Raw genomic sequence first — 25,832 nt, forward strand, 5'->3', positions numbered from 1 at the left:
CGGAGGTCCTGCGGCGAGGGGCGATGGCGCCCCTCGCCGCAGGCGCGCGTCAGACCCAGTACTCCTGGTGCGCGAAGAGGTACCCGGGCACCGGGATGGGGGATCCGGTACCGGTCCGGCGCCAGCCGACGGGCACGCCGCGCACGTGCAGCCAGGCCAGCACCCGCTCCAACGCTTCGGACCCGCCGTGCGGCGGCAGTGCGACCGCGTCGGGGTTCCCGGCGAGCTCACCACCGAGCACGATCGCCGAGCAGGTCCCGCCCGCGGTGCGCTCCCGGAGCGCTCCGGCGCAGTCCCCGGTGCTGGTGACCGCATCGGGTTCCAGCCCGGCGGCCGCCGCGATGTCCGCCGCCACCGCCGCCGCCTCGGCGGCGACGATCAGGTGGTTCGGGCGGACTCCCCAGTCGGCGAGGTCCGCGGCCAGCTCCACCTGCTCCTTGCCGGGCAGCGCGACCGGCAGCACCAGTGCGACGTCCCGCGCGGTCCGGTCGCCCAGCGGCACCTCGGAACCCGGCGCGCCCGCGGCGAGCTCGCGCAGCGCGCGCACCCCGTCCGGCGTGCTGCGGGGCAGGATCGCGGCCCGCCACGGGAATCCGCGGCGCGGCGCGAGCGAGACGGCGACGTCCGCGGGCGACGGCTCCCCGGCCTGCTCGATCGCCCCGGCCAGCGCGGCCGCGTGCTCGCGCAACCCGTCCCCGGTGCGGGCGTCCAGCAGCCACGGCGTGGTGCCCGCGGGCGCGGTCGGTGCGGGGACGTCCTGCTCCGCGGCCTGTTCGACGATGACGTGGGCGAGGGTGCCGCTGATGCCGAACGCGGACACGGCGGCGCGGCGCGGCCTGCCGCGGTCCGGCCAGGGCCGCGATTCGTCCAGCAGCGCCACTCCCCCGCCGCGCCAGTCCACGTCGGTGGAGGCGCGTTCGGCGTGCAGCGTCTTCGGCAGCACGCCCTCCCGGATCGCCCAGATCATCTTGATCAGGCTGGCCGCGCCCGCGGCGGCCTGGGCGTGGCCGAGGTTGGACTTCACCGAACCGAGCCACAGCGGGTGCTCGGCCGCACGGCCCCGGCCGTAGACGGCTTGCAGGGCGTTCGCCTCGATGGTGTCGCCCAGCGGGGTGCCGGTGCCGTGCGCGTCGATGGCGTCCACGTCGGCGGGGGCGAGCCCGCCGCGGGTCAGCGCCTCCTCGATGACGCGCTGCTGGGCGCGGCCGTTCGGCGCGGTGAGCCCGTTGGAGGCGCCGTCCTGGCTGACCGCGCTGCCGCGCAGCACCGCCAGCACCCGGCGGCCGTGGCGGCGGGCGTCGGAGAGCCGTTCCAGGATCAGCACCCCGACCCCTTCGGCCCAGCCGATGCCGTCGGCGTCGGCGGCGAACGCCTTGCAGGTGCCGTCGGCGGCGATGCCGTGCTTGCTGAACTCGATGAACATCGACGGCGAGGCCATCGACGTCACCCCGGCGGCCAGCGCCAGCGAGCACTCCCCGTTGCGCAGCGCGTTGCTCGCCAGGTGCACCGACACCAGCGAGGAGGAGCACGCCGTGTCCACGGTGACCGCGGGCCCCTCCAGCCCGAACGCGTAGGCCACCCGCCCGGAGGTGACGCTGCTGGTGACGCTCGTCAGGTAGTTCTCGTCGTGGTTCAGCCCGGCCGCGTCGATGCGCGCGGTGTAGTCGTTGTACATCACCCCGACGTAGGCGCCGGTGGAGCTGCGCCGCAGCGAGGTCGGGTCGATCCCCGCGTGCTCGAACGCGTGCCAGGACGCCTCCAGCATGAGCCGCTGCTGCGGGTCCATCATGCGGGCCTCGTCGGGTTCGATGCCGAAGAACTCCGCGTCGAAGCCCTTGATGTCGATGAACCCGCCGCGTTCGGTGTTGGACTTGCCGGGCCGGCCGGGCACCGGGTCGTAGAGGTCCGCGGGCCAGCCGCGGTCCGCGGGGAAGTCGCCGACGGCGCAGCGCTCCCCGGCCACCAGGTCCCACAGCCGCTCCGGGGTGTCCACGTCACCGGGGTAGCGGCAGGCGACGCCGACCACGGCGATCGGGTCGTCGGCGGGCTGCGCCTGTTCGGCGCGGAGCCGTTCGTTCTCCAGCAACGCGGCCCGGAGGGCTTCGACGAGCTGCTCGGTCATCAGCGATCACCTTGTTTCAGCGCCATGGCGACGAGTTGGTCGGCGGTCATCTCCGCGATGGCCGACACCGGTTCGGGTTCCGCCGGTGCGGGTGCGGCGGCCGGTTCCGGGGCGAGCCGGTCGAGCACGTGCTCGGCCACGGAGGTGATGTCGGGGTGGTCGAACAGCAGGGTCGGCGGTAGCGACGTCCCGGTGGCGGCGGCGAGCTCGTTGCGCAGTTCCACCGCGGACAGCGAGTCGAAGCCCATGTCGAAGAACGCGGTGTCCACGTCCACCTGATCGCCGGAGCCGTGGCCGAGGATGCTCGCGACGTGGGTGCGGACGACGTCCACGACCGCGCCCAGCCGGGCCTGCCCGGACAGCCCGCGCACCCGTTCCGCCAGCGATCCGGCGGAGCCGCCCGCCGCCCCGGCGGGCGCGATGCCGCGCATCAGCGCGGGGAGCCCGCCGCTGCCCGCGAGCCTGCGCAGCTGCGCGCGCTCGACCGGCACCGGCAGCAGCACCGGCAGGTCGGCGGAGATCCCGGCGCTGAACGCGGTCACCGCCTCGATGCCGGTGATCGGCCGGAACCCGGAGCGGTGCAGCCGGGCGATGTCGGCGTCACCGACCTGCCCGCGCATCCCGTCCTCGGTGGCCCACATGCCCCACGCGAGCGCGGTGCCCGCGAGCCCGGCCGCGCGGCGCTGCGCGGTCACCGCCTCCAGGAAGGCGTTGGCGGCGGCGTAGTTGCCCTGCCCGGCGGAGCCGACGGCGGCGGCCGCGGAGGAGAACGTCGCGAACATCCGCAGGTCGGCGCCCGCGGTGAGCTCGTGCAGGTGCACCAGCGCGTCGACCTTGGGCGCGGCGACCCGCTCGATCTGCTCGGCGGTCATCCCGCCGATCGTCGCGTCGGCCAGCACCCCGGCGAGGTGCACGACGCCGATCAGCGGGTGCGCCGGGTCGATCGAGCCGACCAGGTCGGCGACCTGGTCGCGCCGGGTCGCGTCGCAGGCGGCGAGATCCACCTGCTCGGCGCCGAGCTCCAGCAGCCGGGACCGCAACTCCTCGATCCCGGTGGCGCGCGGGCCGCGGCGGCTGGCCAGCACCAGCCGTCGCGCCCCGTGGGCCGTCACCAGGTGCGCGGCGATCTCGGCGGCGAGACCACCGGTGCCACCGGTGAGCAGCACGGTGCCGTCGTCCAGCCGGACGTCGCCGCTGCCGCCGGTGGTGCGGGCGAGGCGGGCCGCGTGGAAGCGGCCGTCGCGGACCGCCAGCTGCGGCTCGTCGTCGGGCAGTGCCGCGAGGACGTCCGCGAGCCCGTCGTGCTCGTCGACGTCGACCAGCACGAACCGGTCGGGGTGCTCGGACTGGGCGCTGCGGATCAGCCCGGCCGCGGCGGCGTGCGCGGCGTCGCCGACGGTGCCGCCGTCGACGGCGTGGGACTGCCGGGTCACCACCACGAGGCGGGAGGCCGCGGCGCCGGGCGTGGCCAGCCAGGCCCGCACCAGCTCCAGGGCGGAGCCGATCGCGTCCCGGGTCGCGGTGGCCAGCCCGTCGTCCCCGATCCGCGCGGCGCCGTACTCCGGCAGCGGGACGGCGACCAGCTCCGGCAGCACGCCGTTGCGGCCGAGCGCGGCGAACGCGGCCGCCGGGTCGGCGCCGACCTCGGCCACGACGGGCGCGCCGGACGCGGGCCAGGAGTGCGGCTCGACGGCCACCCATTCCTGGGCGAACAGCACGTCGCGCAGGTTCACCCCGGCACCCGCCTGCAGCGAGCGGAAGGTCAGCGCGTCCACCGCCAGCAGCCGCCGCCCGGTGCGGTCCTCGACCACGAGCGTCGCGGTGTCCGGCCGCACCTTGGTGAGGCGCACCCGCACTTCGGCGGCGGCCGGGCCGTCGGTGGCGGTGACACCGCTCCAGGCGAACGGGACCCGCACGTCGTCGCCGTCGTCGAGCACGCCCATCGCGTGCAGGCAGGCGTCGAGCAGCGCCGGGTGCAGCACGAGTTCGCCCGCGTCCCGGGCCACGTCGGCGGGCAGCGCCACCTCGGCGGTGACCTCGTCGCCGGTGCGCCAGGCGGCGCGCACCCCGCGGAAGGCGGGCCCGTACTCGTACTCGCGTTCGGTGAAGCCCTCGTACATGGCCGCGACGTCCACGGCTTCCGCGCCGGGCGGCGGCCACTGCACGGCCGGGGCGGCGGCCGGTTCGGCGTGCGGGCCGAGCTCACCGGAGGCGTGCAGCGTCCACTCCGATCCCTCCGCGGGCGCGGAGTGGATCTTCAGCGGCCGCCGCTCCCCCGCGCCCGGTGCGCCCACCGACACCTGGATGCGGCGGTGCCCGTCGCCCGGCAGCAGCAGCGGGCTGTGGTGGGTCAGCTCGACCAGGCGCGGGCAGCCGAGGCGGCGCCCGGCGCGCAGCGCCAGCTCCACGTGCCCGGTGCCGGGAAAGATCGTGTCGCCGCGCAGCACGTGATCGCCCAGCCACGCCTCGGCGGCCACCGACACGCGACCGGCGACGACCGCCCCCGATCCGTCGGCGAGTTCGAGCGGTTCGTCGAGGAACGGGTGCCCGGTGCTCGGTTCCACCGCGTCGAGCTCCAGCCAGTAGCGCTGCCGCTGGAACGCGTAGGTCGGCAGCTCGTCGAGGAATTCGCCGGTCGGGAACACCGCCGTCCAGTCCACCGGCGCGCCGTCCACGTGCCGCCGGGCGAGATCGTCGAGCGGCCCGGACGCGGTGACCGCGGCCGCGTCGCGACCTTGACCGGACCACACGCCGGTCCCGGTGCGCCCGCGCGCCAGCAGCTCCAGCCCTTCGCGCAGCTCCTCGACGGAGGAGCCGACGACGACGCCGCGCCAGCGGAACGCGGTGCGCCGGGCGAGGGTGTGCGCCACGTCCGCGACCCGGTGCGCGTCCAGCTCGGGGTGCTCCAGCAGGTGCCGCGCCTGGTCCTGCAGGGCGGCGGCGGTCTGCCCGGACAGCACCCAGGCGACGGGACGACCGGCGGGGGCCGGGCGGGGCCGCGCGGGGGCGGGCGGCTCCTGCAGGATCGCGTGCCCGAGGGTGCCGCCGATGCCGAACCCGGAGATCGCGGCCCGGCGCGGGCCGTCGGTCGCGGGCCAGGACCGCTGCTCGGCGAGCAGCGACAGCCCGCTGCTGGGCCAGTCGATCAGCGGGGTCGGTTCGTCCGCGTGCAGCGTCTTCGGCAGCACGCCGTGCCGGAACGACTCCACCAGCTTGATCACCCCGGCGACGCCGGCGGCGGTCTGCGGGTGCCCGATGTTCGACTTGATGGAGCCGACGAACAGCGGCCGGTCCGGGGCGCGGTCGCGGCCGTAGGTCTCGACCAGCGCCTGCGCCTCGATGGGGTCGCCGAGCTTGGTGCCGGTGCCGTGCGCCTCGACGACGTCGACCTCCCGGCCGGAGAGGCCCGCGGTGCGCAGCGCGGTGCGGATCGTGCGCTGCTGCGCGAGCCCGTTGGGCGCGGTGAGCCCGTTGGAGGCCCCGTCGGCGCCGACCGCGGTGCCCAGCACCACGGCGTGGACCTTGTGCCCGTTGCGCTGCGCGTCGGACAGGCGCTCCAGCAGCAGCACGCCCGCGCCCTCACCCCAGCCGGTGCCGTCGGCGTCCGCGGAGAACGACTTGCAGCGGCCGTCGGGGGACAGCGCGCGCAGCCGGGAGAACTCGACGAACGGCTGCGGCGTCGGCATCACCGTCGCGCCACCGGCGAGCGCGTACGAGCACTGCCCGCCGCGCAGCGCCTCCACCCCGAGGTGCAACGACACCAGCGAGGACGAGCAGGCGGTGTCGATGCCGATCGACGGCCCTTCGAAGCCGAAGAAGTACGACAGCCGCCCGGTGGCGATGCTGCTGGCGGTGCCGCTCTGCAGGTAGCCCTCGTGGTTGCGGACCGCGCGCGGCCGGTCCACCCAGCGCGGCGTGTAGTCCTGGTAGGTGATGCCGACGAAGACCCCGGTGTCGCTGCCGCGCAACGAGATCGGGTCGATCCCGGCTCGTTCGAACGCCTCCCACGAGGTCTCCAGCAGCAGCCGCTGCTGCGCGTCGGTCACCAGCGCCTCCCGCGGGGCGATGCCGAAGAAGTCGGAGTCGAACATCGCCGGGTCGCGCAGGAATCCACCGCGGGTGCAGTAGGTCGTGCCGGGCTGCTCGGGGTCCGTCGAGTGCAGCCCGGTGGGCCAGCCGCGGTCGGTGGGGAACTCGGAGACCACGTCGCGGCCTTCGGCGACCAGGTCCCACAGCTCACCGGGGGTGGTGACGCCGCCGGGGAAGCGGCAGCCCATGCCGACGATCGCGATCGGTTCCGGTCCTTCGTCGGCGGGCCGGGGCTCGACGACCTCGGTGCGGGCGACCGGTTCGGCCCGCTGCCGGGTGGCGGGGTCGAGCCGGTCCAGCTGCTCGGCCAGCGCGCGCGGCGTGGGGTGGTCGTAGGCCGCGGCGGCGGGCAGCTCCAGCCCGGTGGCGGCGACCAGCCGGTTGCGCAGCTCCAGCAGGCCGACCGAGCCGAGCCCGGTCTCGAAGAACGTCAGTCCCGGTTCCACCCGGTCCTGCTCGCTGGTGCCGAGGCACGCGGCGGTCTGCTCCAGCACCAGCTCCAGCAGCCGGGCCCGCCGGTCTTCGCCGGTGAGGCCGTCGACGGCGGGCGTCTCCGGTGCGGGCGGCGGCGCGGCGATCCCGGTGCTGCGGCCCGCGGAGGTGAGCCAGAAGTGCTTGCGCTGGAAGGCGTAGGTCGGCAGCTGCGGCAGCGCGCCGTTCCCGGGACCGGCGACGGCGTCCCAGTCGATCGGGTGCCCGGCCACGTGCAGCTGCGCCACGCCGTGCAGCAGCGCCGCGGTCTCGTCCCGGCCCTGGCGCATCGTCGCCGCCACGGCCGCGGCCGGGTCGAGCTCGGCGAGGCAGGCGCGGGCCTGCACGGTGAGCGCCGCGCCCGGACCGACCTCGACGAAGGTGCGGGCGCCGAGCTCGCGCGCGGTGCGCACCCCGTCGGCGAACCGCACCGCCCCGAGCACGTGCTCCAGCCAGTAGTCCACTGCGGACATGCGCTCGTCGGCGAGCTCCCCGGTGACGTTGGAGATCACCGGTAGCCGCGGCCGCCGGAACGTCACGGTGCCCAGCACCGCGGCGAACTCGTCGAGCATGCCCGCCATCAGCGGCGTGTGGAACGGGTGGCTGACCCGCAGCGGCCAGCTCCGGCGGCCCTGCGCGGTGAACCGGTCCGCGACGGACTCGACGAGCTCGCGGCGGCCGGACACCACGGTGCTGCGCGGCGCGTTCACCGCGGCGACGGCGATCCCGTCCGGGTGCTCGGCGAGCACCGCGCGGACCTCGTCCTCGGTGGCCTCCAGCGCGGTCATCGTCCCGTCGACGTCCACGGCCTCCATCAGCCGGGCGCGGGCGGCGACGACGCGGACCGCGTCCGGCAGGTCGAGGATCCCGGCGACGTGCGCGGCGACCAGTTCGCCCAGCGAGTGCCCGAGCAGCACGTCCGGGCGCAGCCCCCAGGACTCCAGCAGCCGGAACAGCGCCACCTCGACGGCGAACAGCGCGGGCTGCGCCCAGGCGGTGCGGGTCAGGGCCCGCTCGTCCTCGGCGAGGACCGCGCGCAGGTCACCGCCGGTCTCGGCGTCGAACAGCGCGCACACCTCGTCGAAGGCCGCCGCGAACACCGGGTGCTCGGCATGCAGCCGCCCGCCCATCCCGACGCGCTGGCTGCCCTGCCCGGAGAACAGCACCGCGGTGCGGCCGTCCACGGCGCGACCGGACCAGGCGCCGGGTGCGGGCCGCTGCTCGGCGAGCGAGCCGAGCCCGGCGACGAGCTCCGCGGCCGAGCCGCCCACGACGGCCGCGCGCCACGGGAACGACGAGCGCCGGGCCATCGCCCGGGACCACTGCCGCAGCGACGGGCGGTCCGCGGCGGCGAGGTGCGCGGCGAACCGGCGCGCCTGCTCGGCCAGCGCGGGAGCGGTCTTCGCCGACAGCGGCAGCGCCACCACGCCGTCGTCGTCCGCGGCGGGCTCCGCCTCGACCGGCGGCGCCTCCTCGATGATCACGTGCGCGTTGGTGCCGCTGATGCCGAACGCGGACAGCCCGGCCCGGCGCGGGACGGCGCCGCGCGGCCACGGCGCGCGCTCGGTGAGCAGCGCGATCCGGTCGGCGTCCCACTCCACGTGCGAGGAGGGCTCGTCGACGTGCAGCGTCCGGGGCAGCACCTCGTGCTGCAGCGCCAGCACCATCTTGATCACGCCGGTGACCCCGGCCGCGGTCTGGGTGTGCCCGACGTTCGACTTCACCGAGCCGAGCCGCAGCGGGCGGTCCGGGGCGCGGTCGGCGCCGTAGGTCGCCAGCAGCGCCCGCGCCTCCACCGGGTCGCCGAGCCGCGTTCCGGTGCCGTGCGCCTCCACGGCGTCCACTTCGGACGGTTCGAGGCCCGCGCCGGCCAGCGCCGAGCGGATCACCTCCTGCTGGGCCAGCCCGTTCGGCGCGGTCAGCCCGTTCGAGGTGCCGTCCGAGTTCACCGCGGAGCCGCGCACCAGCGCGAGCACCGGGTGCCCGTTGCGCCGCGCGTCGGAGAGCCGCTCCAGCAGCAGCACCCCGGCGCCCTCGCCCCAGCCGGTGCCGTCCGCGTCCGCCGCGAACGCCTTGCACCGGCCGTCGGCGGCGAGCCCGCGCTGCCGCGCGAAGGTCACCAGCATCCCCGGCGTGGCGAGCACCGCCGCACCACCGGCCATCGCCATCGAGCACTCGCCGCGCCGCAGCGACTGCACCGCCAGGTGCAGCGCGACCAGCGACGCCGAGCACGCGGTGTCCACGGTGAGCGCCGGGCCGTGGAAGCCGAACTGGTAGGCCACCCGCCCGGAGATCACGCTCGGCGTGGTGCCGGTGAGCACGAACCCGTCCAGCGCGCCCGCCGGCTCGTCCAGCGCGGGCCCGTACGGCTGCGCGGTGGCGCCCAGGTACACGCCGGTGCGGCTGCCGCGCAGCGATTCCGGGACGATCCCGGCGCGCTCCACGGCCTCCCAGCAGACCTCCAGCAGCAGCCGCTGCTGCGGGTCCATGGTCTGCGCCTCGTACTCGGAGATGCCGAAGAACTCGGCGTCGAACAGCGCGGCGTCGTGCAGGAATCCGCCCGCGGACGCGTAGGTCCGGCCGCCGCGGTCCGGGTCCGGGTCGTACAGGTCCGCCGCCCAGCCGCGGTCGGTCGGGAACGACGAGACCGCGTCCCGCTCGGCCAGCAGCGCGTCCCAGAACTGCTCGGGCGAGGCGATGCCGCCGGGCAACCGGCACCCCATGCCGACGATCGCGATCGGTTCGTCGTCGGCGTCGGTGCGGTCCGCGGCACCGGTGGTCACCGCCGGGGCGCCGTCGCGCAGCCCCGCCAGGTGGTCCACCAGCGCGGCGGGAGTGCTGTAGTCGAACAGCGCCGCCACCGGCAGGTCGAGGCCCGCGTCCCGGTTGAGCAGCGCGCAGAACTCGACGGCGGCCGCCGAGTCGAAGCCCTGCTCGCGGAAGCTGGTGCCCGCGTCGACCTCCTCCGGGGTGGCCTTGCCGAGCACGCCCGCGGCGTGCGCGTGCACCAGTTCGGCGAGGTCCGCCGCCCCGGCCGGGTCGCGTTCGGCCGCGGCGTGCCCCGCGGGCAGCGGCCCGCCGTCGCGCCAGAACCCCGCGCACCGCAGCGCGTGCCCGGACGGTTCCGGCAGCGCGGCGAACGGGGCGAGGTCGACGCCGCGCACGTGCAGCTGGGCCGCGGCGGTGGCCAGCGAGTCGGCGACCGGACGCCGCTTGCGCAGCAGCGGCACCGATTCCACGTCGTCGTGCGCGGGCACGCAGTCCGCGAGCATCGAGGTCAGCACCGCGTCCGGCCCGATCTCCACGAAGGTGCGCACGCCCTGGCCGTGCAGCCAGCCGATGCCGTCGGCGAACCGCACCGGCTCGCGCAGGTTGCGCACCCAGTAGCCGGGGTCGGCGACCGAGTCGTCGGCGGCACCGGCGACGGCGGACACCACGGGCACGCGGGGCGCGGTGAAGGTCAGGTCGCGGATGCCGTCGGCCAGCTCGGCCAGGATCGGGTCGACCTGGTTCGAGTGCACCGCGATGTCCACGTCGAGCCACTTGACCCCGCGGCCGAGTTCTTCGAACCGCGCGGCGACCTCCAGCACCGGGTCCGCCGCCCCGGAGATCACCGTGGCTCGGGGGCCGTTCACGACGGCGACGGACACCTCGGCGGCGAGCTCGCGGAGCTCGGCGGCGACCTCGTCGGCCCCCGCCTGCAGCGCCACCATCGCGCCGCCGCCCTGCAGGGTGCGCATCAGCCGGGCCCGGATCACCAGCAACCGGGCGGCGTCGTCCAGGTCGAGCACGCCCGCGACGTGCGCGGCGGCCAGCTCGCCGGCCGAGTGCCCCAGCACGTGCGCCGGGGTGAGGCCGCGCTCGCGCAGCACCGCGCACAGCCCGACCTGCAGGGTGAACAGCGCGATCTGCGCCCAGTCGATCCGCTCCAGCAGCGCCGCCTCCGGCGAACCGGGCCCGGCTTCGAGGACGGTGCGCAAGGAACGGCCCAGCGCGGGCGCCACGACCGCGTCCACCCGGTCCACGACCTCCGCGAACTCGGGGTGCGCGGCGAGCAGCGGTGCCGCCATGCCCGCCCACTCCACCCCGATGCCGGTGAACAGGAAGGCGACCGGCGAGGGCTGCGGGACTCCGGTGAACAGTCCGGGGAACGGGCGGCCGGCGCTCAGCGCCGCCAGGCCGCGCGCGGCGTCCGCGCGGGTGGCGGCGACGAGCGCGGCGCGGGCGGGGCCGGGCGCACCGGGGGCGAGGGCCGCCGCGACGTCGCGGGGCTCCAGCGCCGGGTCCTGCAGGCACGCACCGATGCGTCCGGCTCGGTCGCGGAGGGAGTCCAGGTCAGCACCGGTGAACAGCAGCGGAGGCGCGAATGTCTGGTCCAACGTCGGTCGTTCCCCTGTCGAATAGGAGGAGGCGGGTTCTGGGTGCTCCGGGCCGTCGGCGGACAGGCATGACCGCACCGCACGACCGGGATGGCGAATCCCGGACGTGGCGGTGCGAGACCACGCGCGCTCAGTCCGCGGTGTGCGACGACCGTCGGCGCGAATTCAAGAGTTGATCATGGTATCGGCGGTGATCCGCCGCGCCGAACCGCGCGGCGACCCGAGAGGAGAACGACGATCCGGCGGCCGGGGGAACTCACCCGAGCCCCTCCCCTGCCGACCGAAGATCGCTGGTCGGGGCCCGGCCGGACGGTTTCCGGCACCACGGAGGGAACATCGTGGCGGATTCGAATTCATTTCGACATCGACAATGGGGAACGCGCGAAGAATTGACGTCGGCCACCGCTCCCACGACGGCCATCGACGATACTCGGACCAGATTCCACGTCGGCATCAGCACGTCGGACGAATTTTCCGATGATTGCGGCGAGAACGATTTCCGCCACCGGCCCGACCGCGTCCACCGGGACGCGCCCGGCGGCGGGCCCACCGGGACGCGGACGCCCGGCACCCGGCACCGGACCGCTCCGGAGCCGCGGCGCGGCACGCGATCCCGCCGCGCCACGACCGGACCGGGCGACTCGGCGCCCACTGCCGGGCCGACCGCACCGCTCTCCCGGCAGGAACGCCCCGACAGCGCTTCCACCAGTACGAACAGTCCTTCCCGACGATCTCCGGACGACGAGCGCCGAGCACTCGCTCCGCTCGCGCGACGTCCGGTCGAGCCGCAGCGCCCACCGGCGGCACCCGAACCACCGCCGTGCGGGCTCGGCGAGCCCCTCTCACACATGTCCCAACCCTCCGCCGCGAGCGGACGCACCCGAAATGACCCGCAGCAGCGCGGATGCACGCGCTCGCAGGTCCGACCAGACGCCCCCCGTTCAGGCGCTGGACGAACTGCGAACACCAACCAATCATTCGATCGGACTACCCCATTTGTCAAGCATGAAATTATCTTCCGAGTTGTTGCGCACCGGCCGTCACGACCCCACCGAAGCAACCTCCATCCGGGTACCCGTCCACCAATTCCACTGTGACGACCGGCACCTTATCCGCGCAGGTGAACGGCCCCGCCGGAGCTGCATTCGTGCACCATTCGGACCAGGGCACCAAGAACTCGCAGTAACCCGGGATCCGATTTCTTGGGCCGATCCCGAATAGTGCTTGATCCGAACGGAGCAACAGCGTTGATCTCGGAGTAATCGACGCACCGAAATCGCGACGGCGAGCACGCACCGAGACCACTGGAATCGCGCCCGGCGGACGCCGGCAGGCCACCCGGAAAGCACGGGAGGGATGGAGCCGAGGTCCGGCCCCATCCCTCCCGCGCAGTACCTCAGCCCGCCGCGGCGGCCAGGTCCCGCTGCTGCAAGGCGTGCTTGACGAGCGTCACGAGCACCTTCTTGCTGGACTCCCGGTCCCGCGCGTCGCAGAACATGATCGGGGTCTCCGCCCCCATCGCGGCGGCGGTGCGGACCTCGTCCTCCGTGTAGGAGAACTCCGTGTTGTCGAAGCAGTTCACCGCCACGACGAACGGAATCCCGCGCCGTTCGAAGAAGTCGATGGACGGGAAGCCCATCGCCAGCCTGCGGGTGTCCAGCAGCACCACCGCGCCGATGGCACCGGTGGACAGCTCCGTCCACAGCGAACCGAACCGCGCCTGCCCCGGGGTGCCGAACAGGTACAGCACGATCTCCTGCGAGATCGTGATGCGCCCGAAGTCCAGCGCGACCGTGGTGGTGCGCTTGGTCTCGGTACCGGTGAGGTCGTCGACGCCGACGCTCGCCTCGGTCATTTCCTCTTCTGTGCTCAGCGGCGTGATCTCGCTGACCGATCCGATGAAGGTCGTCTTCCCGACGGCGAAACCGCCTGCGACGACGAGCTTCACCGAGTCGGGCATCACGGGCGTGGCGCCGTCAGAGCCTGTTGAGTCCGGCAAGCACTGCCTCCAAGATATCGCGATCGCGCGGCTGCACCATGCGGGAACGCGCAAGTGATCCGTGTTCGAGCAGGTCGGAACAGAGCACCCGGATGACGCCCAGCGGCAGGCCCAGCCCGGCGGACAGCTCCGCCATCGACTGCGGGGCGCCGCAGCGCTCCAGGATGGCCTCGTGCTCGGGCGTCGAGGCGGCGCTGCGGCCGGTGTCGGCCAGCGTCGCCACGACCTGGGTCGCCCGGTCCAGGTTGATGGCCGCGTCAGGGGTGCGGCCGCCGGTCAGCGCGTAGGAACGCACCATCCGGCCGGCGTCGTCGTCGTACCACGCGTCGGAATCGGGCACGGTCAATGCTTCTCCGCACCGACGGGGTTGCGCGCGCCCTTGCCGAGCCGCTCACCCACGTTCTTGATCAGGCGACGCATCTCGTACTGCAGCTGCTCCGCGTCGACGCTGCGGCCTGCGACGACCAGCACGGAGTTGCGCGGGTCGACGGCCAGCACGTACATGGACATCGTCTCGGTGGCGAGCAGGTTCATGTCGATGTCCCCGCCCTCCAGCTCGTAGCTGAGCGCCTTGCTGGTGGCGCGCAGCGTGCCGCAGGCCGCCGAGATCTTGTCCGCCCGGTCCTGGTCCAGGTTCTTGGAGAACGCCGCGGGCAGGCCGTCATGGGTGAGGACCAGCGCGTGCAACGTGTCCGGCACGTTGTCCAGCATCTGATCGAGGAGCCAGGCCAGGTCCAGGTCCGGCTTCCGGGAGTTCATCAGTTCGTTCACGCTTTCCTCACTGCACGTCGTCGTCGGAATCGGGCTTGCCGGAATCGTCGCGGGAGCGCCGGTCGGCGTTGAAGAAAGTCATCAATCCCGGTGCGAACTCAGGAGCGCTCTGCCGATCCGTCGGCTCGTCCTCGCCGAACCCGGCTGGCAGGTCGGCGTAGGGAACCCGCTGCGGCAGCGGCGGTCGTTCCATGCTCGTGCCTTCCGTGCTCGCGCTGGGGGTCGTGTCGGGCTGCGGTTCCCGCACGACCGGCTCGGCGACGACGGTGCTCGCCGCGGACGACGGCACCCGGGTGGGCAGCGGCTGCGCCGGGGCGCCCGCCTTGGCCACCGGCACGTCCCCGCTCCACGAGTCGCGGCGCTCCTCGTCGTCCTCGGTGACGATGTGCGCCTGCGGGATGAAGATCTCGGCCCGCACGCCCTGGTAGATCGAGGTGCCGAACTCGACGACCCACTCGTTGCGCTCGGCGAGCTGGGCGACGGTGAACAGGCCGAGCTGCTCACCGCGGTCACCGATCTTCACCAGCGAGGCGAACCCGGGCGGGTTCTTCATGGTCTCGTTGGCGCTGGTGCGCGCGTCCGGGGTCATGCCCACGCCGCGGTCGGAGATCTGCACGACGAGACCGCTGCCGACGGAGACCGCTTCGACGTGCACGTCGGTGCCGGGCGGCGAGAACGAGGCCGCGTTGGCGAACAGCTCCGCGAACATGCGCAGCATGTCGCCGATGACACCCGGCGTGACGCTGACGTTGGGCACGTGGCCCAGCCGCAGCCGGTCGTGGTGCTTGGTCTCGGCGGCGGAGGCGCGGAGGATCTCGGTGAGGTCGCGCGGCCTGCTCCACCGGCGGCCGGGGGCGGCGCCGCAGAGCACCAGCTGGTTCTCCACGACGTGCCGGGCCTGGGTGACCGATTCGTCGAGCGCGAACAGGGCGCCGAGCCGGTCCGGGTCCTCCTCGTTCTGCAGCAGCGCGTCCAGCCGCTGCGGCAGCGGACCGAGCGCGGACTGCACGCGCCGGGTCTGTCCGATGTAGAACGTGAGGGCGCCCTGCTGGGTGTCGGCCTCGTTGACCGCCGCCTGCAGCGCTTCCTGCTGGAACGCGCGGAAGGCGTCGGCGACCTGGCCGATCTCGTCGTTGCCGTAGCCCTGCAGCGAGGTGGACTCGACCTGGACCCGTTCGCCCGCGCGGACGCGGGACATCATCGAGGGCAGCGTCTTCTCGGCCAGGTCGCGGGCTTCCGCGCTCAGCCGCTGCAGACGCGGCAGCAGCGAGCCGTCGATGACGGACCGGTACCGGCGGCGCGTCCAGAAGAAGAAGCCGAGGGAGAACAGACCGGCCGCGATCGCACCGGCGACGGCCACGGCGATCGCGCTGTCGCCGTCTTCGACGGTCTGCGCGGACAGCAGGTCGACCTGCTCGCTGGTGATCGAGGTGAGTTCGCGGTTCACGGCCTGGGTGATCCGCTGCCACTCCTCCAGCGACACGCCCGCGTCGGTCGGGTCGCTGCCCGGGCCGCCCTGCATGATCGAGTTCTCGACCGAGACGAGCCGCGCCCAGTCCGGGTTCTCGGTGATCAGCCGCTGGTAGCGCGCCTGTACCGAGGGCTTCAGGTACGAGATGTTCTTCTCGAGCTCGGAGTGGTACGAGCCGTTGAGGCGCAGCAGCTGCAGGTGCTGCTCCGGCGTGAGCTGCCCCGTGGTGAGCGCGGTGGAGACCAGCGCCGACTCCCGGGACATCAGGTCGGTGGAACGGAACAGCGCCGTACCCGCGATACCGCCCTGCGCCGTCTCCGAGTCCGGCACCAGTCGGGACTGGGTGTCGAACAGGTCGGTGGCGATGTCGAAGATGCCGTCGTAGTAGTCGGTGACCTCGGCCGACGAGACCTGCCCGTTGGCGAGCCTGCCGCGGACCTGGTCGAGCTTGCCCAGCTCACCGCTGAGCTTGTCGACCGGACCGGCGATCTCCGCGGGCGCCGTGCTGAGCGCGGCCTGGATCGCCTCGTTCATCCGGCTCAGCTGGGCGTCGGTCCGCGCCTGCTGGTCGCGCAGCTCGGTCTGGTCGGTGGTCCCGCCGGAGGCCACGTCCTGACTCAGCCGCCGTTCGGACTGCAGCGCGTCGAGCGCGGTCACCGCGGGCAGGGAGACCTGCCGGACGCCGGAACCGATCACCCTGGTGTAGACACCATCGGTGACGAACGTGGCGCACCAGACGAGCCACAGCACCAGCACCACGATCCAGGGGATCGTGACGGCCAGCGTCAGGCTGGAACGGATCGATCTTTCCGAGGTGCTCTGCGGTTCACCAGGTGGCTTGGTGACGTTGTCGGGATCTGTTGTGCTCACAGCGCTCCACGTTGTCGGTCATCTGACGTGGTGTGTTGCGGGAACGCGCGCGTCCCAGCGGGCGCGGCCTGGGCCGCCGAACTCGTCCGCCCTGGTGGAAACGGGCAGGAGGTCTCGCCGATAGATGGCCTGAACAGGCGTCTTCCCGGGGACACGGCTCCTTCCACACACCGTCGTCTTCCGCTCCTGCAGAGCACGAGCGGAAGTGCATTCCCCCCTGCGCGAGACACTTTAACGGAAGATGATCAGGGGACCGGTGATCGGCCCCGGAGTCGTTCACCACGCCCACATCGACCTACGTCACGCTGCGCTTTCGGTTGGGAGCACAGCGAAAAACGTTCCGTCCTCGAACGCGCGAAAAGCGGTCCCGGGACCCTGCAGACCCCGGGACCGCTCTTCAGCCCGGCACCGCCGGCGTGCTGCCCACCCTTCCGGCGGAACCGGACACGGAATGCACACCCGGAAATCGAGCGGGTGCGCGGTTCATTTCCGCATTCGGTCCAATGGAATGCGCCCCGTTATTTCACCCGTTCGGCCGCAACCGGCTTCGCACGATCGGCGGCAGGGAGCCAGCGCGCCAGCCAGTCCGCCACGGGCCCCGGGTCGGCGGTGCGCGCGGCCGCGGCGAGGTACCCGTCCGGACGAACCAGCAGCAGCCCGGGCCGCGCCGCGAGGTCGCGCACGGTCGCTGAATCGGTTCCGCGCAGCGCGGGTTGCGCGGCCGCGGGGACCGCGTGCCGGACGGTGAGCACCTCCCGCCACGGCGCCAGCCGCTCGGCGATCGCCGCGAGGTCGGCACCCCGATCGCCGACCAGGAGGGTGAACCGGTCGATGTCGAGGAGTTCGTGCAGCCGCTCGGATTCCACCGCCACCGCACCGTCCTCGACGACCAGCACGTCGGCGTCCGGCACCCGGTCCCCGGCGCGGAGCCGGCCGAGCCCGCCGCCGCCCGCCGAGATCGGGCTGTCCCGGTAGTGCGCGGCGACCTCGCCGATGGCCGCCGTCGCCCTGCCCTGCAGCGCGGCGGTGCCCAGCGCGATCGGCGCGATGCGGGTGAACACCTGGTGCAGCACCGGATTCGTGGAGTTGACGACGCGGGTGGCGGTGTCGGTGGCCCGCACGATCGCACCGATCACCGGCAGCCGGTCGGCCTGGTAGGTGTCGAGCAGTTCGGGCCGCGCCCGCCCGTGGTGCACCATCGCCAGCTTCCAGCACAGGTTGATCATGTCCTGGATGCCGGTGTTCATGCCCTGCCCGCCCGCCGGGCTGTGCACGTGCGCGGCGTCGCCGCCGAAGAAGATCGACCCGTGGCGCAGCGAGTCGAGGTGCCTGCTGTTGATCCGGAACCGGGAGCTCCACCGCATGCCGTGCAGCCGCACCGGCATCGGCAGCACCTGGTCGCAGATCTCCTGCAGCTTCCCCAGCCCCGGCGCGGCGGCGTCCTCGTCCTGCGGCCGCGGGTCGACGGCCATGAACCGGAACCGGCCGCCGGAGAGGGGGAACGCGGCGACGAACCCGTCGGCGGCGAGGAACACCGAGAGCTCGTCCTCCCGGACCTCGCCGTCCACGTGCAGGTCGGCCAGCACGTAGCGCTGCGGCAGCGAGGCGCCCTCGAACGGCAGCCCGAGCCCGTGCCGCACCCCGCTGTGCGCGCCGTCGGCGGCGATGAGCCACCCGGCGGTGGTGGCCTCGGGCTCGCCACCGGCCTTCGCGAGCACGGCGCGCACGGTGCCGTCGGCGGCCTGTTCGCAGGACAGCAGCTCGACGCCGCGCTCCACCCGCACGCCCTGGCGGTGCAGCCGCTCGCGCAGCAGGCGTTCGGTCTCGGACTGCGGCAGCAGCAGGATGTGGTTGTACCGGCTGGGCATCCGGTCCAGTTCGACGGTGGCGAGCCGCTTGCCGCGCCCGTGCAGGGCGGTGGCGCGGGCCCGGTTGCCGAGCCGCTGCATCTCAGCGCCGATGCCGCGCGGGTGCAGCAGTTCGAGGGTGCGGGCCTGCACGGCGAGCGCGCGGGAGGTGGCCGGCGGTTCGGTGGCGCGGTCGATGATCCGGACGGGCACGCCGATCCGGGACAGTTCGACGGCCGCGGTCAGCCCGGTCGGTCCCGCTCCGACGATCAGCACCGGGTGGTCGCGGTTCGGCTGCGGCATGGTCGGCTCCTCGGAACACAAGTCAACAAGTGGTGACTTGAACGGTAGCCACACCGCCCGCAACAAGTCAACGAGCGGTGACTTAGGCTGGGGGCATGACCGCACCGCGCTCCCGCAACGCCAAGGAGACCCGGGCCGAACTGCTCGCCGCCGCGCGCGCCCGGTTCGCCGCCGACGGCTACGAGCGCACCACGCTGCGCGCCGTGGCAGCCGACGTCGGCATCGACCCGGCGCTGGTGATCCGGTACTTCGGCAACAAGCAGGAGCTGTTCGCGGCCGCCGCGGAATTCACCCTGGACCTGCCCGACCTCACCGGCCTCGCCCCCGAGGAGATCGCCGGCGCGCTGCTGCCGCGGTTCTTCGCCGTGTGGGAGCAGGACGGGACGTTCCTCGCGCTGCTGCGCGCCGCCATGACCAGCCCCACCGCCGCCGAGAAGATGCGCGAGGTGTTCGCCGCGCAGGTGGCGCCGCGGCTGACCGCGATCACCCCGGACCACCCGCGGCGGCGCGCCGGGCTGCTCGGCGCCTTCGTCATCGGCCTCGCCACCAGCCGCTACGTGCTGGCCAACCCGGGCGTCGCCGACCTGAGCCACGACGAGCTCACCGCGTGGGCCGAGCCCGTCGTGCGCCACCTGCTCACCGGCCCGGCACCGACCCCCTGACCAGGTCAATGGCCCATTCGCCCAGTCTCCCCGGTCCGATGGGCCATTCACCCCGGGGCGTCCGCACCCGCACGGGGCGCGCCCGTCAGCGGCGCAGCGGTTGCACGCGCCACCAGGTGATGCAGCGCCATCCCCATTCGAGCGGGCCCTGCCGGAAGCGCGCCAGCCACCACCGGCTCCACCCCAGCTGGAGCAGCAGGATGCCCGCCGCCAGCAGCGCCATCGCCCCGTACGCGCTCGACCCGGGCAGCCCGGCCAGGTGGCCCAGCGGGATCAGCAGCAGGGTCGCGGTCACGTAGTTCGTCAGCGCCATCCGCCCCAGCGGCTCCAGCACCGCCCCCAGCACCCCGCGCAACGGCGTGCGCAGCAGCAGGAGCAGGCCGCTCGCGTACGCGGTGGCCAGGCAGAGCCCGGCGACACCGGAGGCGGTGCCGAACCCGGCCGACAACGGGTCCTGCTCCTGCACCGGCAGCGCCACCGCCGCACCGGCCACCGCCAGCGCGAACACGACGCCGACCGGCCACCCGAGCCGCGGCAACGCCTGCGGCACCCCGAGCCGAGCGAGCGCGAAGCCGAGCACCAGCAGCCCCGGGATCAGCGGCAGCCCGCCGCCGAACAGCACCAGCGCCGCACCCACCCCGCCGAGGCCGAGCACCAGGTTCACCCACCGGTTCGCCCAGCTCAGCGGCAGCAGGAACACCAGCCCGAACAGCGCGTACGGCGTCAACGCCTCCCCCGGGTGCAGCAGGGCGTGCAGCAGGCCGACCGCGAACAGCACCAGCAACCTGCGGGCCAGCAGCACTCGCGGCCGCGGATGGCGGTCGCCCGCGCTGAGCAGGAACAGGCCGAATCCGATGCCGAACAGCAACGAGAAGATCGGGAAGAACCGCTCCTGCACGAACAGGTCGAGGAAGTGCTTCCCCGGCAGCACCTGCTGGTCGACGACGCCGCGCATCTCCATGATCGGCGGGATGTTCACGAAGAGGATGCCGCACAGCGCCAGGCCGCGCACCGCGTCGAGCTCGCCGATCCGCCGTCGCGGCGGGGCGTCGGCGGTGGCGGCGGTACCGGCCGGGCCGGTGCTGGCGGGAGTGGACATCACGGGTCGCCTTCGGAGTGCGCAGGGGCCGCCGGGACGTCCCGGCTCACCGTCGATCCTCGCCCGGGGACGCGGTCCGCGGATCGGCCATCAGGCCGGGCGTCCCGGCTGTTCGGCCGGAACCGCCCGGCCCGCGAGCCATCAGTCCGATGTGGACTTCGGTGGTCTGCCGCGCTTGGCGGGGCCGCCCGCGTCGGAGGGCAGCCGTCCCGCGTCGGCGAGGGCGCGCCGCAGCAGGAACTCGATCTGCGCGTTGGTGCTGCGCAGCTCGTCCTGCGCCCAGCGGGCGAGCGCGTCGTGGATCGCCGGGTCCAGCCGGAGCAGGAAACCCTTGCGTGCGGCCATGTTCCCGCCTCACCTCTCTCGACCGCCCGGATGCGCCGCGGCCGCCGCGTCCCCGGTCAGTGGTAGAGCGAGCCCGTGTTCACGACGGGCTGGGTGTCGCCGCAGAGCACCACCAGCAGGTTGCTGACCATGGCGGCCTTGCGCTCCTCGTCGAGCTCGACGACCTCGCGTTCGGACAGCTTCTGCAGCGCGAGGTCGACCATGCCGACGGCGCCTTCGACGATGCGCTGCCGGGCGGCGACGACGGCTCCGGCCTGCTGGCGCTGCAGCATGGCCTGCGCGATCTCGGGGGCGTAGGCGAGGTGGGTGAGCCGGGACTCGACCACGTCGACGCCCGCGGCCCGCACCCGGGCGGCGATCTCGATGGAGAGCTTGCCGGTGATCTCGTCCGCGTTGTCCCGCAGCGAGAAGGGCTGTTCGCCGTCGCCGTCGTACGGGTAGCTGGTGGCGATGTGCCGGACCGCGGTCTCGGTCTGGGTCTCGACGAATTCGACGAAGCTGTCGACGGCGAAGGTGGCCTGCGCGGTGTCGGCGACCTGCCACACCACGACGGAGGCGATCTCGATCGGGTTGCCGTCGGAGTCGTTGACCTTCATGACGGCGGTCTCGTGGTTGCGGATCCTGGTGGAGACCTTCGTCTTGCTGCTGAACGGGTTCACCCAGTGCAGGCCGGCCGGGCGCACGGTGCCGGTGTAGCGGCCGAGGAACTGCAGCACCCGCGCCTCGCCGGGCGCGACGGCGACGAGCCCGCCGAACAGCACGAGCCCGACGACGCCGACCACCAACCCGGCGATGATCGGCAGCCCCGCTTCGCCGGCGAGGCCGACGGCCAGCACCCCGCCACCGCCGAGCACGAGCACCAGGGCCACGACGGCCATCAGCACGCCGGGCAGCCGGAACGCCTGCTGCTCGACGACCGGGGATTCGGGCATCCGCACCGGCTTGGTCTCGCGGTCTTCGAGTTGAACGGTCATGAGGTCCCCCTGACGTCGGTGATCGTCCTACTACCGAAACAGTAGCACAGTGATATCACTTTTCATCGACGCACCCGCCCACGCACCGACTCCACATTGGACGAACACCGAAAACCCCATCACAACAGGGATTTCACGCCCCTTGAAGGAGCAGTGTCCTGTCAGCGACGAAGCCGCTGAGCCACCTACCACCCGATCACCCGGCACCGAAGCGGGTTCTCAGCGTTCTCCTCGCGGGGACAGCGTTTTCTCCTGTGGCGGAGCCACCTGTGAAAACGATCCCGCAGCGAGGAGGACGCTGAGGTTCCCCCACCCGCCCCTCTCGCAGCGGAAGATCATCCAAGCCTCGCCTCCGGCCGGGGCGTGCTCCAGGCCTCCCACAGCCGCGCGTAGTGCCCGCCCGCGGCGAGCAGCTCCTCGTGCGTGCCGGATTCGACGACACGCCCGTCGTCCATCACCAGCACCCGGTCGGCGATGGCGGCCTGCCGCAGCCGGTGCGCCACCACGAGCCCGGCGCGGTCGCGCAGCACGGCGGCGGCCGCGTCCTCCAGGCGGCCCGCTTCGCGGCTGCTCGCTTCGGCGGTGGCCTCGTCCAGCAGGACGACGGCGGGGTCGGCGAGCAAGGCGCGGGCCAGCGCGATCTGGGCGACCCGGTCCGGGCCGAGCGGGTGGCCGAGTTCGCCGACGGCGGTGTGCACGTCGTCGGGGAGCTCCGCGACCCAGTCGGCGCCGACGACGTCGAGCGCGTGCCGGACCTCCGCTTCGGTGGCGTCCTGCCGGGCCAGCCGGAGGTCTTCGATCAGCGGGCCGCTGAACACGTGGGCTTCTTGCGGCACCAGCAGCACCGCACCCGTCCCGGCGACCGGCTTCCCGCCGAAGGTGACGGTGCCGTCGTCCGGTTCGACGAGCCCGGCGAGCAGCACGGCCAGCGTGGACTTGCCGGCGCCGCTGGCGCCGACCAGCGCGATCGTCTCCCCCGGTTCGATCCGCAGCGACACCTCGTGCAGCACCGGCTCCGCCGAGCCCGGGTACCGGTAGGTCACCCGGTCGGCGATGAGCGCGGCAGGCGCGCCGTCGCGGGTTCCGACGGGCCGTTCGTGCGGGATGCCGAGGACGCCGACGATGCGCTGCACGCTCGCGAACGCGGACTGGACCTGGTCGAAGCTGGCCACCAGCAGGCTCAGCGGGTTGAACAGGCGGTGGAAGTACAGCGCCGCCGCGGTGACCGCGCCGACGGTCGCGGACCCCGTGTCGACCAGCACGAATCCGGCGACGACGATCGCGGAGAGGCCGACGAGCTCGGCGATGTTCATCCACTTGCCCCAGCGGGTGGAGAACCACACGACGCTGCGGGACAGCCCGCGCGCCCGGTCCGAGGACCGTTCGACGAGACCGACGTGCTGGGCTTCGGCGCCGTAGGCGCGCAGCGTCGGCAGCCCTTCCAGCGCGGAGACGAGGGCCTCGGCCCGGTCGGCGAACGCGGCGCGTTCTTCGGAGTAGCGGCGCGCGGCGCGCGGCAGGTACCAGCGCAGCGAGAACCCGTACACCGGCAGCGCCAGCATGCCCGCCACCATCAGCCACGGGTCGAGCGCGAACAGCCCGCCCATCGTGAGCGCCACGGTCAGCAGCGCGGTGATCCACGGCGCCAGCAGCGCGGCGACGACCTGGCTGATCACCGCGACGTCGTCGCCGACGCGGCTGAGCAGGTCGCCGCGGCCGGAGCGTTCGATGACGGCGGAGGGCAGGTGCAGCGCGGCCGAGACGGTGTCCTCCCGCATCCGGGCGAGCACCCGCTGCCCGAGCTGCGCGACGAGGGCGGCGCTGACGGCGGTGAGCGCGGCGCTGAGCAGCCCGGCGACGGCGACGACGGCGGTGCGCACGACGATCTCCGCGGCGGTGGTGCCCGCGAGCACTCCGTCCACCAGCCCGCCGATCGCCCACGGCGCCACCAGTCCGGCGAGCGCGGCGAGCACGGCGGTGGCCACCATCGCGGCGGAGAGCGCGCGGTGCGGGCGCAGGTAGGTGGCGATGCTGCGCCGCACCTCGACGGCGGTGGCGAGCGGAAGTGCGCGAGTGGTCCCGCTCATCCCACGACCTTTCGGTAGTAGTCGGCGTGCTCGTCGAGCAGGGCCCGGTGCTCGCCGGTGACGACCTCGCCGCCCGCGGTGAGGAACCGCACCTGGTCGGCGCGGGCGAGCAGCACGGGGCTGGTGGTGATCAGGACGGTGGTGCGGGGTTCCCCGTCGCCGTGGCGCAGCGCGTGCAGCCCGTCGGCGACGGCTTCTTCGGTGACGGAGTCGAGCGCGGTGGTGGGGTCGACCAGCACCAGCACATCGGGGTCGGTGTGCAGGGCGCGGGCGAGGGCGAGCCGCTGCCGCTGCCCGCCGGAGAGGCTCAGCCCGCGGGCGCGCACGTGCTCGTCGAGGCCGTCGGGTTGCGCGTCGACGAACGGGGCGGCACCGGCGGCGACGAGCGCGGGCCGCGGTTCGCCCGCGGCGTCGCGGCCGAGCCGGAGGTTCTCCGCGATGCTTCCGGTGAACAGCTGCGCCTGCCGCGGTTCGACGTGGATCGCGCCGGGTGCGCCGCCGGTCCAGGTGACGGTGAGCCCGTTGCGCGCGCCCGCCGGATCGCCGCGCAGCACTTCCAGGATGCGCTCGACGTCGCGGCCGTCGGCGACGACGCCGGTGCAGCCCCCGCGGTCGAGCCGCAGTTCCAGGTTCCGCTCGGCGGTGGTCCCGGTGTCCTCGGCCGCGGCCTCCTCGTCGAGGACGGCGTCGACGCGCCGCCCGCTGGCGAGCGCGGCCGCCCCGATCTGCAGGTACATCCCGGCGGCGGAGAGCGGTTCGGCGATGAACTGGGCGGCGCCGACGGCGGCGACGAAGGACCCGACGGTGATCACCTGCTCGACGGCGAGCAGCCCGGCGGCGCCGACCGACACGGCCAGCACCAGCGTCCCGGCGAGCACGGTGGCCCCCAGCTGGAGGGACCGCCCGACGCCGGCCCGGATCGCGGCGGCTTCGGCCCGCCTGCTGACCTCCTGGTACCGGGCGACGGCGTTGTCCTGGGCGCCGAGCCCGCGCACGACCCGCATCCCGGTCACCAGGTCGGTGGCCAGCGCGGAGGCGGCGGCGAGGCCGTCCTGCTGCCCGGAGACCCGGCGGGACAGCATCGGCGAGACCATGTTCAGCCCGAGGGTGGTGACGACCGCGGTGACGATCAGCAGCGCGCCGAGCCGGACGTCGATGCCGAGCAGCACCACGCAGCTCACGCCGAGCGCCGAGATCGACCCGGCGAGCCCGGCGACCCAGACCACGGCGCGGGACACCTGGTCGGCGTCGGAGGAGGCGATCGCGAGGAGTTCCCCGTGCCGCCTGCGCGTCCCGGAACCCAGCAGCGACCGGCCGGCCAGCCGCACCCGCAGCGCGTGCGCCTCGTCGATCGCCGCGGCCCGGCCGAGCCGGGAGAACCAGCGGTAGCAGGTGGTCAGCACGGTGAACAGCAGCACCAGCCCGCACACGCACCACAGCAGCGCCCACGGTGCGCCGGTGGCGACCGCCCGGTCGACGGCGAGCCCGATCGCCAGCGGCACCAGTGCTTCGCAGGCCTGATGCCCCATCAGCAGCAGGGAGGCGAACAGCACCCGCACCCGCTGCGCGCGCAGCACCTGCCGCCGTGCTCGCGACGTCCTGCCGCGCCCCTGCGCGTCCACGCTCGCCATCTCGATGATCGGCCCCCTTCCGGCAATCCAGTAAGGCTTACCTAAATCAGGCGTGGAACGCCAGGTATCACCGATCACACGCCGGGGGAAGTGCGGTCTAGCGGGGCCGGACGGCGTCGAGCACGAGGTCGAGCAGCCGCTCGATCCGCTCGGTCGAGTTGCCCGCGGTGGCCGAGTAGAACACGCCGAGCAGCATGGCCAGCACGTCGTCGGCTTCGACGTCCGCGCGCAGCGATCCGTCCCGCGCGCCCGCGTCCAGGATCTCGACGAGTGCTCCGGTGATCCGCTCCCGGGTGGTCGGCGGCGAGATGCTGCCGGAGGTCCAGCCCGCGGAGAGCGTGTCGAACATGCCGCGCTTGGTGGCGACGAAGGCCGCGTAGCGGCACATCCACGCGCGCAGCGCCACGTCGGACGGGTGCTCGGCGAGCAGCGAGGTGGCGTGCGCGACGACGTCGTCGAGCTCGGCGGAGTAGACGGCTTCGACGAGCACTTCGCGGGTCGGGAAGTGCCGGTAGAGGGTGCCGATGCCGACGCCCGCCTCGCGGGCGACGGCTTCCAGCGAGACGGTGGTCTCGGCGGCGGCGAACGCGGTGGACGCGGCCGCGAGGAGCTTCTCGCGGTTGCGCCGGGCGTCGGCGCGCGGGGGCCGCTCGGTTGCGGACAAAGCGGAGGCACCTCCGTCTGTGCTACGGTCAAATAACCGGAGGCTCCT

At 73.8% G+C, this 25,832-nt stretch carries 14 protein-coding genes; 1 reads left to right on the top strand and 13 read right to left on the bottom strand.

The genetic code is table 11. The features are described from left to right. Positions 1–49 precede the first annotated feature (49 nt). The 7 genes from ABZ805_RS08565 to ABZ805_RS08595 form a co-directional block, all read right to left on the bottom strand. On the bottom strand, positions 50–2,125 hold the full coding sequence (locus tag ABZ805_RS08565) for a beta-ketoacyl synthase N-terminal-like domain-containing protein (protein WP_358436449.1): 2,076 nt from the start codon (positions 2,123–2,125) through the stop codon (positions 50–52). After that, complete coding sequence (locus ABZ805_RS08570; RefSeq protein WP_358436357.1) at positions 2,122–11,061, bottom strand: SDR family NAD(P)-dependent oxidoreductase; 8,940 nt, start codon at positions 11,059–11,061, stop codon at positions 2,122–2,124. The genes ABZ805_RS08565 and ABZ805_RS08570 overlap by 4 nt, the downstream gene beginning before the upstream one ends. 1,396 nt (positions 11,062–12,457) lie before the next feature. Then, on the bottom strand, positions 12,458–13,021 hold the full coding sequence (locus ABZ805_RS08575; RefSeq protein WP_358436360.1) for an ATP/GTP-binding protein: 564 nt from the start codon (positions 13,019–13,021) through the stop codon (positions 12,458–12,460). 16 nt (positions 13,022–13,037) lie between these two features. Then, the gene (locus ABZ805_RS08580) at positions 13,038–13,400 is read right to left on the bottom strand and encodes a DUF742 domain-containing protein (protein ID WP_358436363.1); all 363 of its coding nucleotides are present in this window, start codon (positions 13,398–13,400) and stop codon (positions 13,038–13,040) included. Between the two features lie 2 nt (positions 13,401–13,402). Next, positions 13,403–13,831 (bottom strand): roadblock/LC7 domain-containing protein, encoded by a 429-nt coding sequence (locus ABZ805_RS08585; RefSeq protein ID WP_358436367.1) that lies wholly within the window; start codon positions 13,829–13,831, stop codon positions 13,403–13,405. A 7-nt stretch (positions 13,832–13,838) separates the two neighbouring features. After that, positions 13,839–16,172 carry a nitrate- and nitrite sensing domain-containing protein gene (locus ABZ805_RS08590; protein WP_358436369.1) on the bottom strand — a complete coding sequence of 778 codons (2,334 nt, stop codon included), beginning with the start codon at positions 16,170–16,172 and terminating at the stop codon, positions 13,839–13,841. Positions 16,173–16,690: 518 nt separating this feature from the next. Beyond that, on the bottom strand, positions 16,691–18,322 hold the full coding sequence (locus tag ABZ805_RS08595) for an FAD-dependent monooxygenase (RefSeq protein ID WP_358436372.1): 1,632 nt from the start codon (positions 18,320–18,322) through the stop codon (positions 16,691–16,693). Positions 18,323–18,417: 95 nt separating this feature from the next. On the opposite strand from ABZ805_RS08595, the gene ABZ805_RS08600 reads away from it, so the two are divergent. Next, positions 18,418–18,984, top strand: coding sequence for a TetR family transcriptional regulator (locus ABZ805_RS08600; RefSeq protein ID WP_358436374.1), 567 nt, complete (start codon positions 18,418–18,420; stop codon positions 18,982–18,984). Positions 18,985–19,069: 85 nt separating this feature from the next. Here ABZ805_RS08600 and ABZ805_RS08605 read toward each other — a convergent pair whose 3' ends face one another. The 6 genes from ABZ805_RS08605 to ABZ805_RS08630 form a co-directional block, all read right to left on the bottom strand. Further along, complete coding sequence (locus ABZ805_RS08605; RefSeq protein ID WP_358436375.1) at positions 19,070–20,083, bottom strand: DUF418 domain-containing protein; 1,014 nt, start codon at positions 20,081–20,083, stop codon at positions 19,070–19,072. Between the two features lie 141 nt (positions 20,084–20,224). Next, positions 20,225–20,428: a hypothetical protein gene (locus ABZ805_RS08610; RefSeq protein ID WP_358436377.1), complete on the bottom strand. Its 204-nt coding sequence runs from the start codon at positions 20,426–20,428 to the stop codon at positions 20,225–20,227. 56 nt (positions 20,429–20,484) lie between these two features. Then, entirely contained in the window at positions 20,485–21,402 is a 918-nt protein-coding gene (locus tag ABZ805_RS08615) for an SPFH domain-containing protein (protein WP_358436379.1), read from the bottom strand. 335 nt (positions 21,403–21,737) lie between these two features. After that, complete coding sequence (locus ABZ805_RS08620) at positions 21,738–23,489, bottom strand: ABC transporter ATP-binding protein (RefSeq protein WP_358436381.1); 1,752 nt, start codon at positions 23,487–23,489, stop codon at positions 21,738–21,740. Next, positions 23,486–25,120, bottom strand: coding sequence for an ABC transporter ATP-binding protein (locus ABZ805_RS08625; RefSeq protein WP_358436383.1), 1,635 nt, complete (start codon positions 25,118–25,120; stop codon positions 23,486–23,488). Before ABZ805_RS08625 ends, ABZ805_RS08620 begins: the two co-directional genes overlap by 4 nt. 97 nt (positions 25,121–25,217) lie before the next feature. Beyond that, positions 25,218–25,784: a TetR/AcrR family transcriptional regulator gene (locus ABZ805_RS08630; RefSeq protein WP_358436385.1), complete on the bottom strand. Its 567-nt coding sequence runs from the start codon at positions 25,782–25,784 to the stop codon at positions 25,218–25,220. Between the last annotated feature and the right edge of the window lie 48 nt (positions 25,785–25,832).

Origin of the sequence: Saccharopolyspora sp. NPDC047091 (assembly GCF_040643635.1) — a bacterium.
Taxonomy (GTDB): Bacteria; Actinomycetota; Actinomycetes; order Mycobacteriales; family Pseudonocardiaceae; genus Saccharopolyspora_C.

Bases quoted from the DNA above. Each gene is read 5' to 3' on its own strand.
- ABZ805_RS08575 (WP_358436360.1), bottom strand. From the start codon at position 13,021: ATGCCCGACTCGGTGAAGCTCGTCGTCGCAGGCGGTTTCGCCGTCGGG.
- ABZ805_RS08595 (WP_358436372.1), bottom strand. From the start codon at position 18,322: ATGCCGCAGCCGAACCGCGACCACCCGGTGCTGATCGTCGGAGCGGGA.
- ABZ805_RS08600 (WP_358436374.1), top strand. From the start codon at position 18,418: ATGACCGCACCGCGCTCCCGCAACGCCAAGGAGACCCGGGCCGAACTG.
- ABZ805_RS08605 (WP_358436375.1), bottom strand. From the start codon at position 20,083: ATGTCCACTCCCGCCAGCACCGGCCCGGCCGGTACCGCCGCCACCGCC.
- ABZ805_RS08610 (WP_358436377.1), bottom strand. From the start codon at position 20,428: ATGGCCGCACGCAAGGGTTTCCTGCTCCGGCTGGACCCGGCGATCCAC.
- ABZ805_RS08615 (WP_358436379.1), bottom strand. From the start codon at position 21,402: ATGACCGTTCAACTCGAAGACCGCGAGACCAAGCCGGTGCGGATGCCC.
- ABZ805_RS08620 (WP_358436381.1), bottom strand. From the start codon at position 23,489: ATGAGCGGGACCACTCGCGCACTTCCGCTCGCCACCGCCGTCGAGGTG.
- ABZ805_RS08625 (WP_358436383.1), bottom strand. From the start codon at position 25,120: ATGGCGAGCGTGGACGCGCAGGGGCGCGGCAGGACGTCGCGAGCACGG.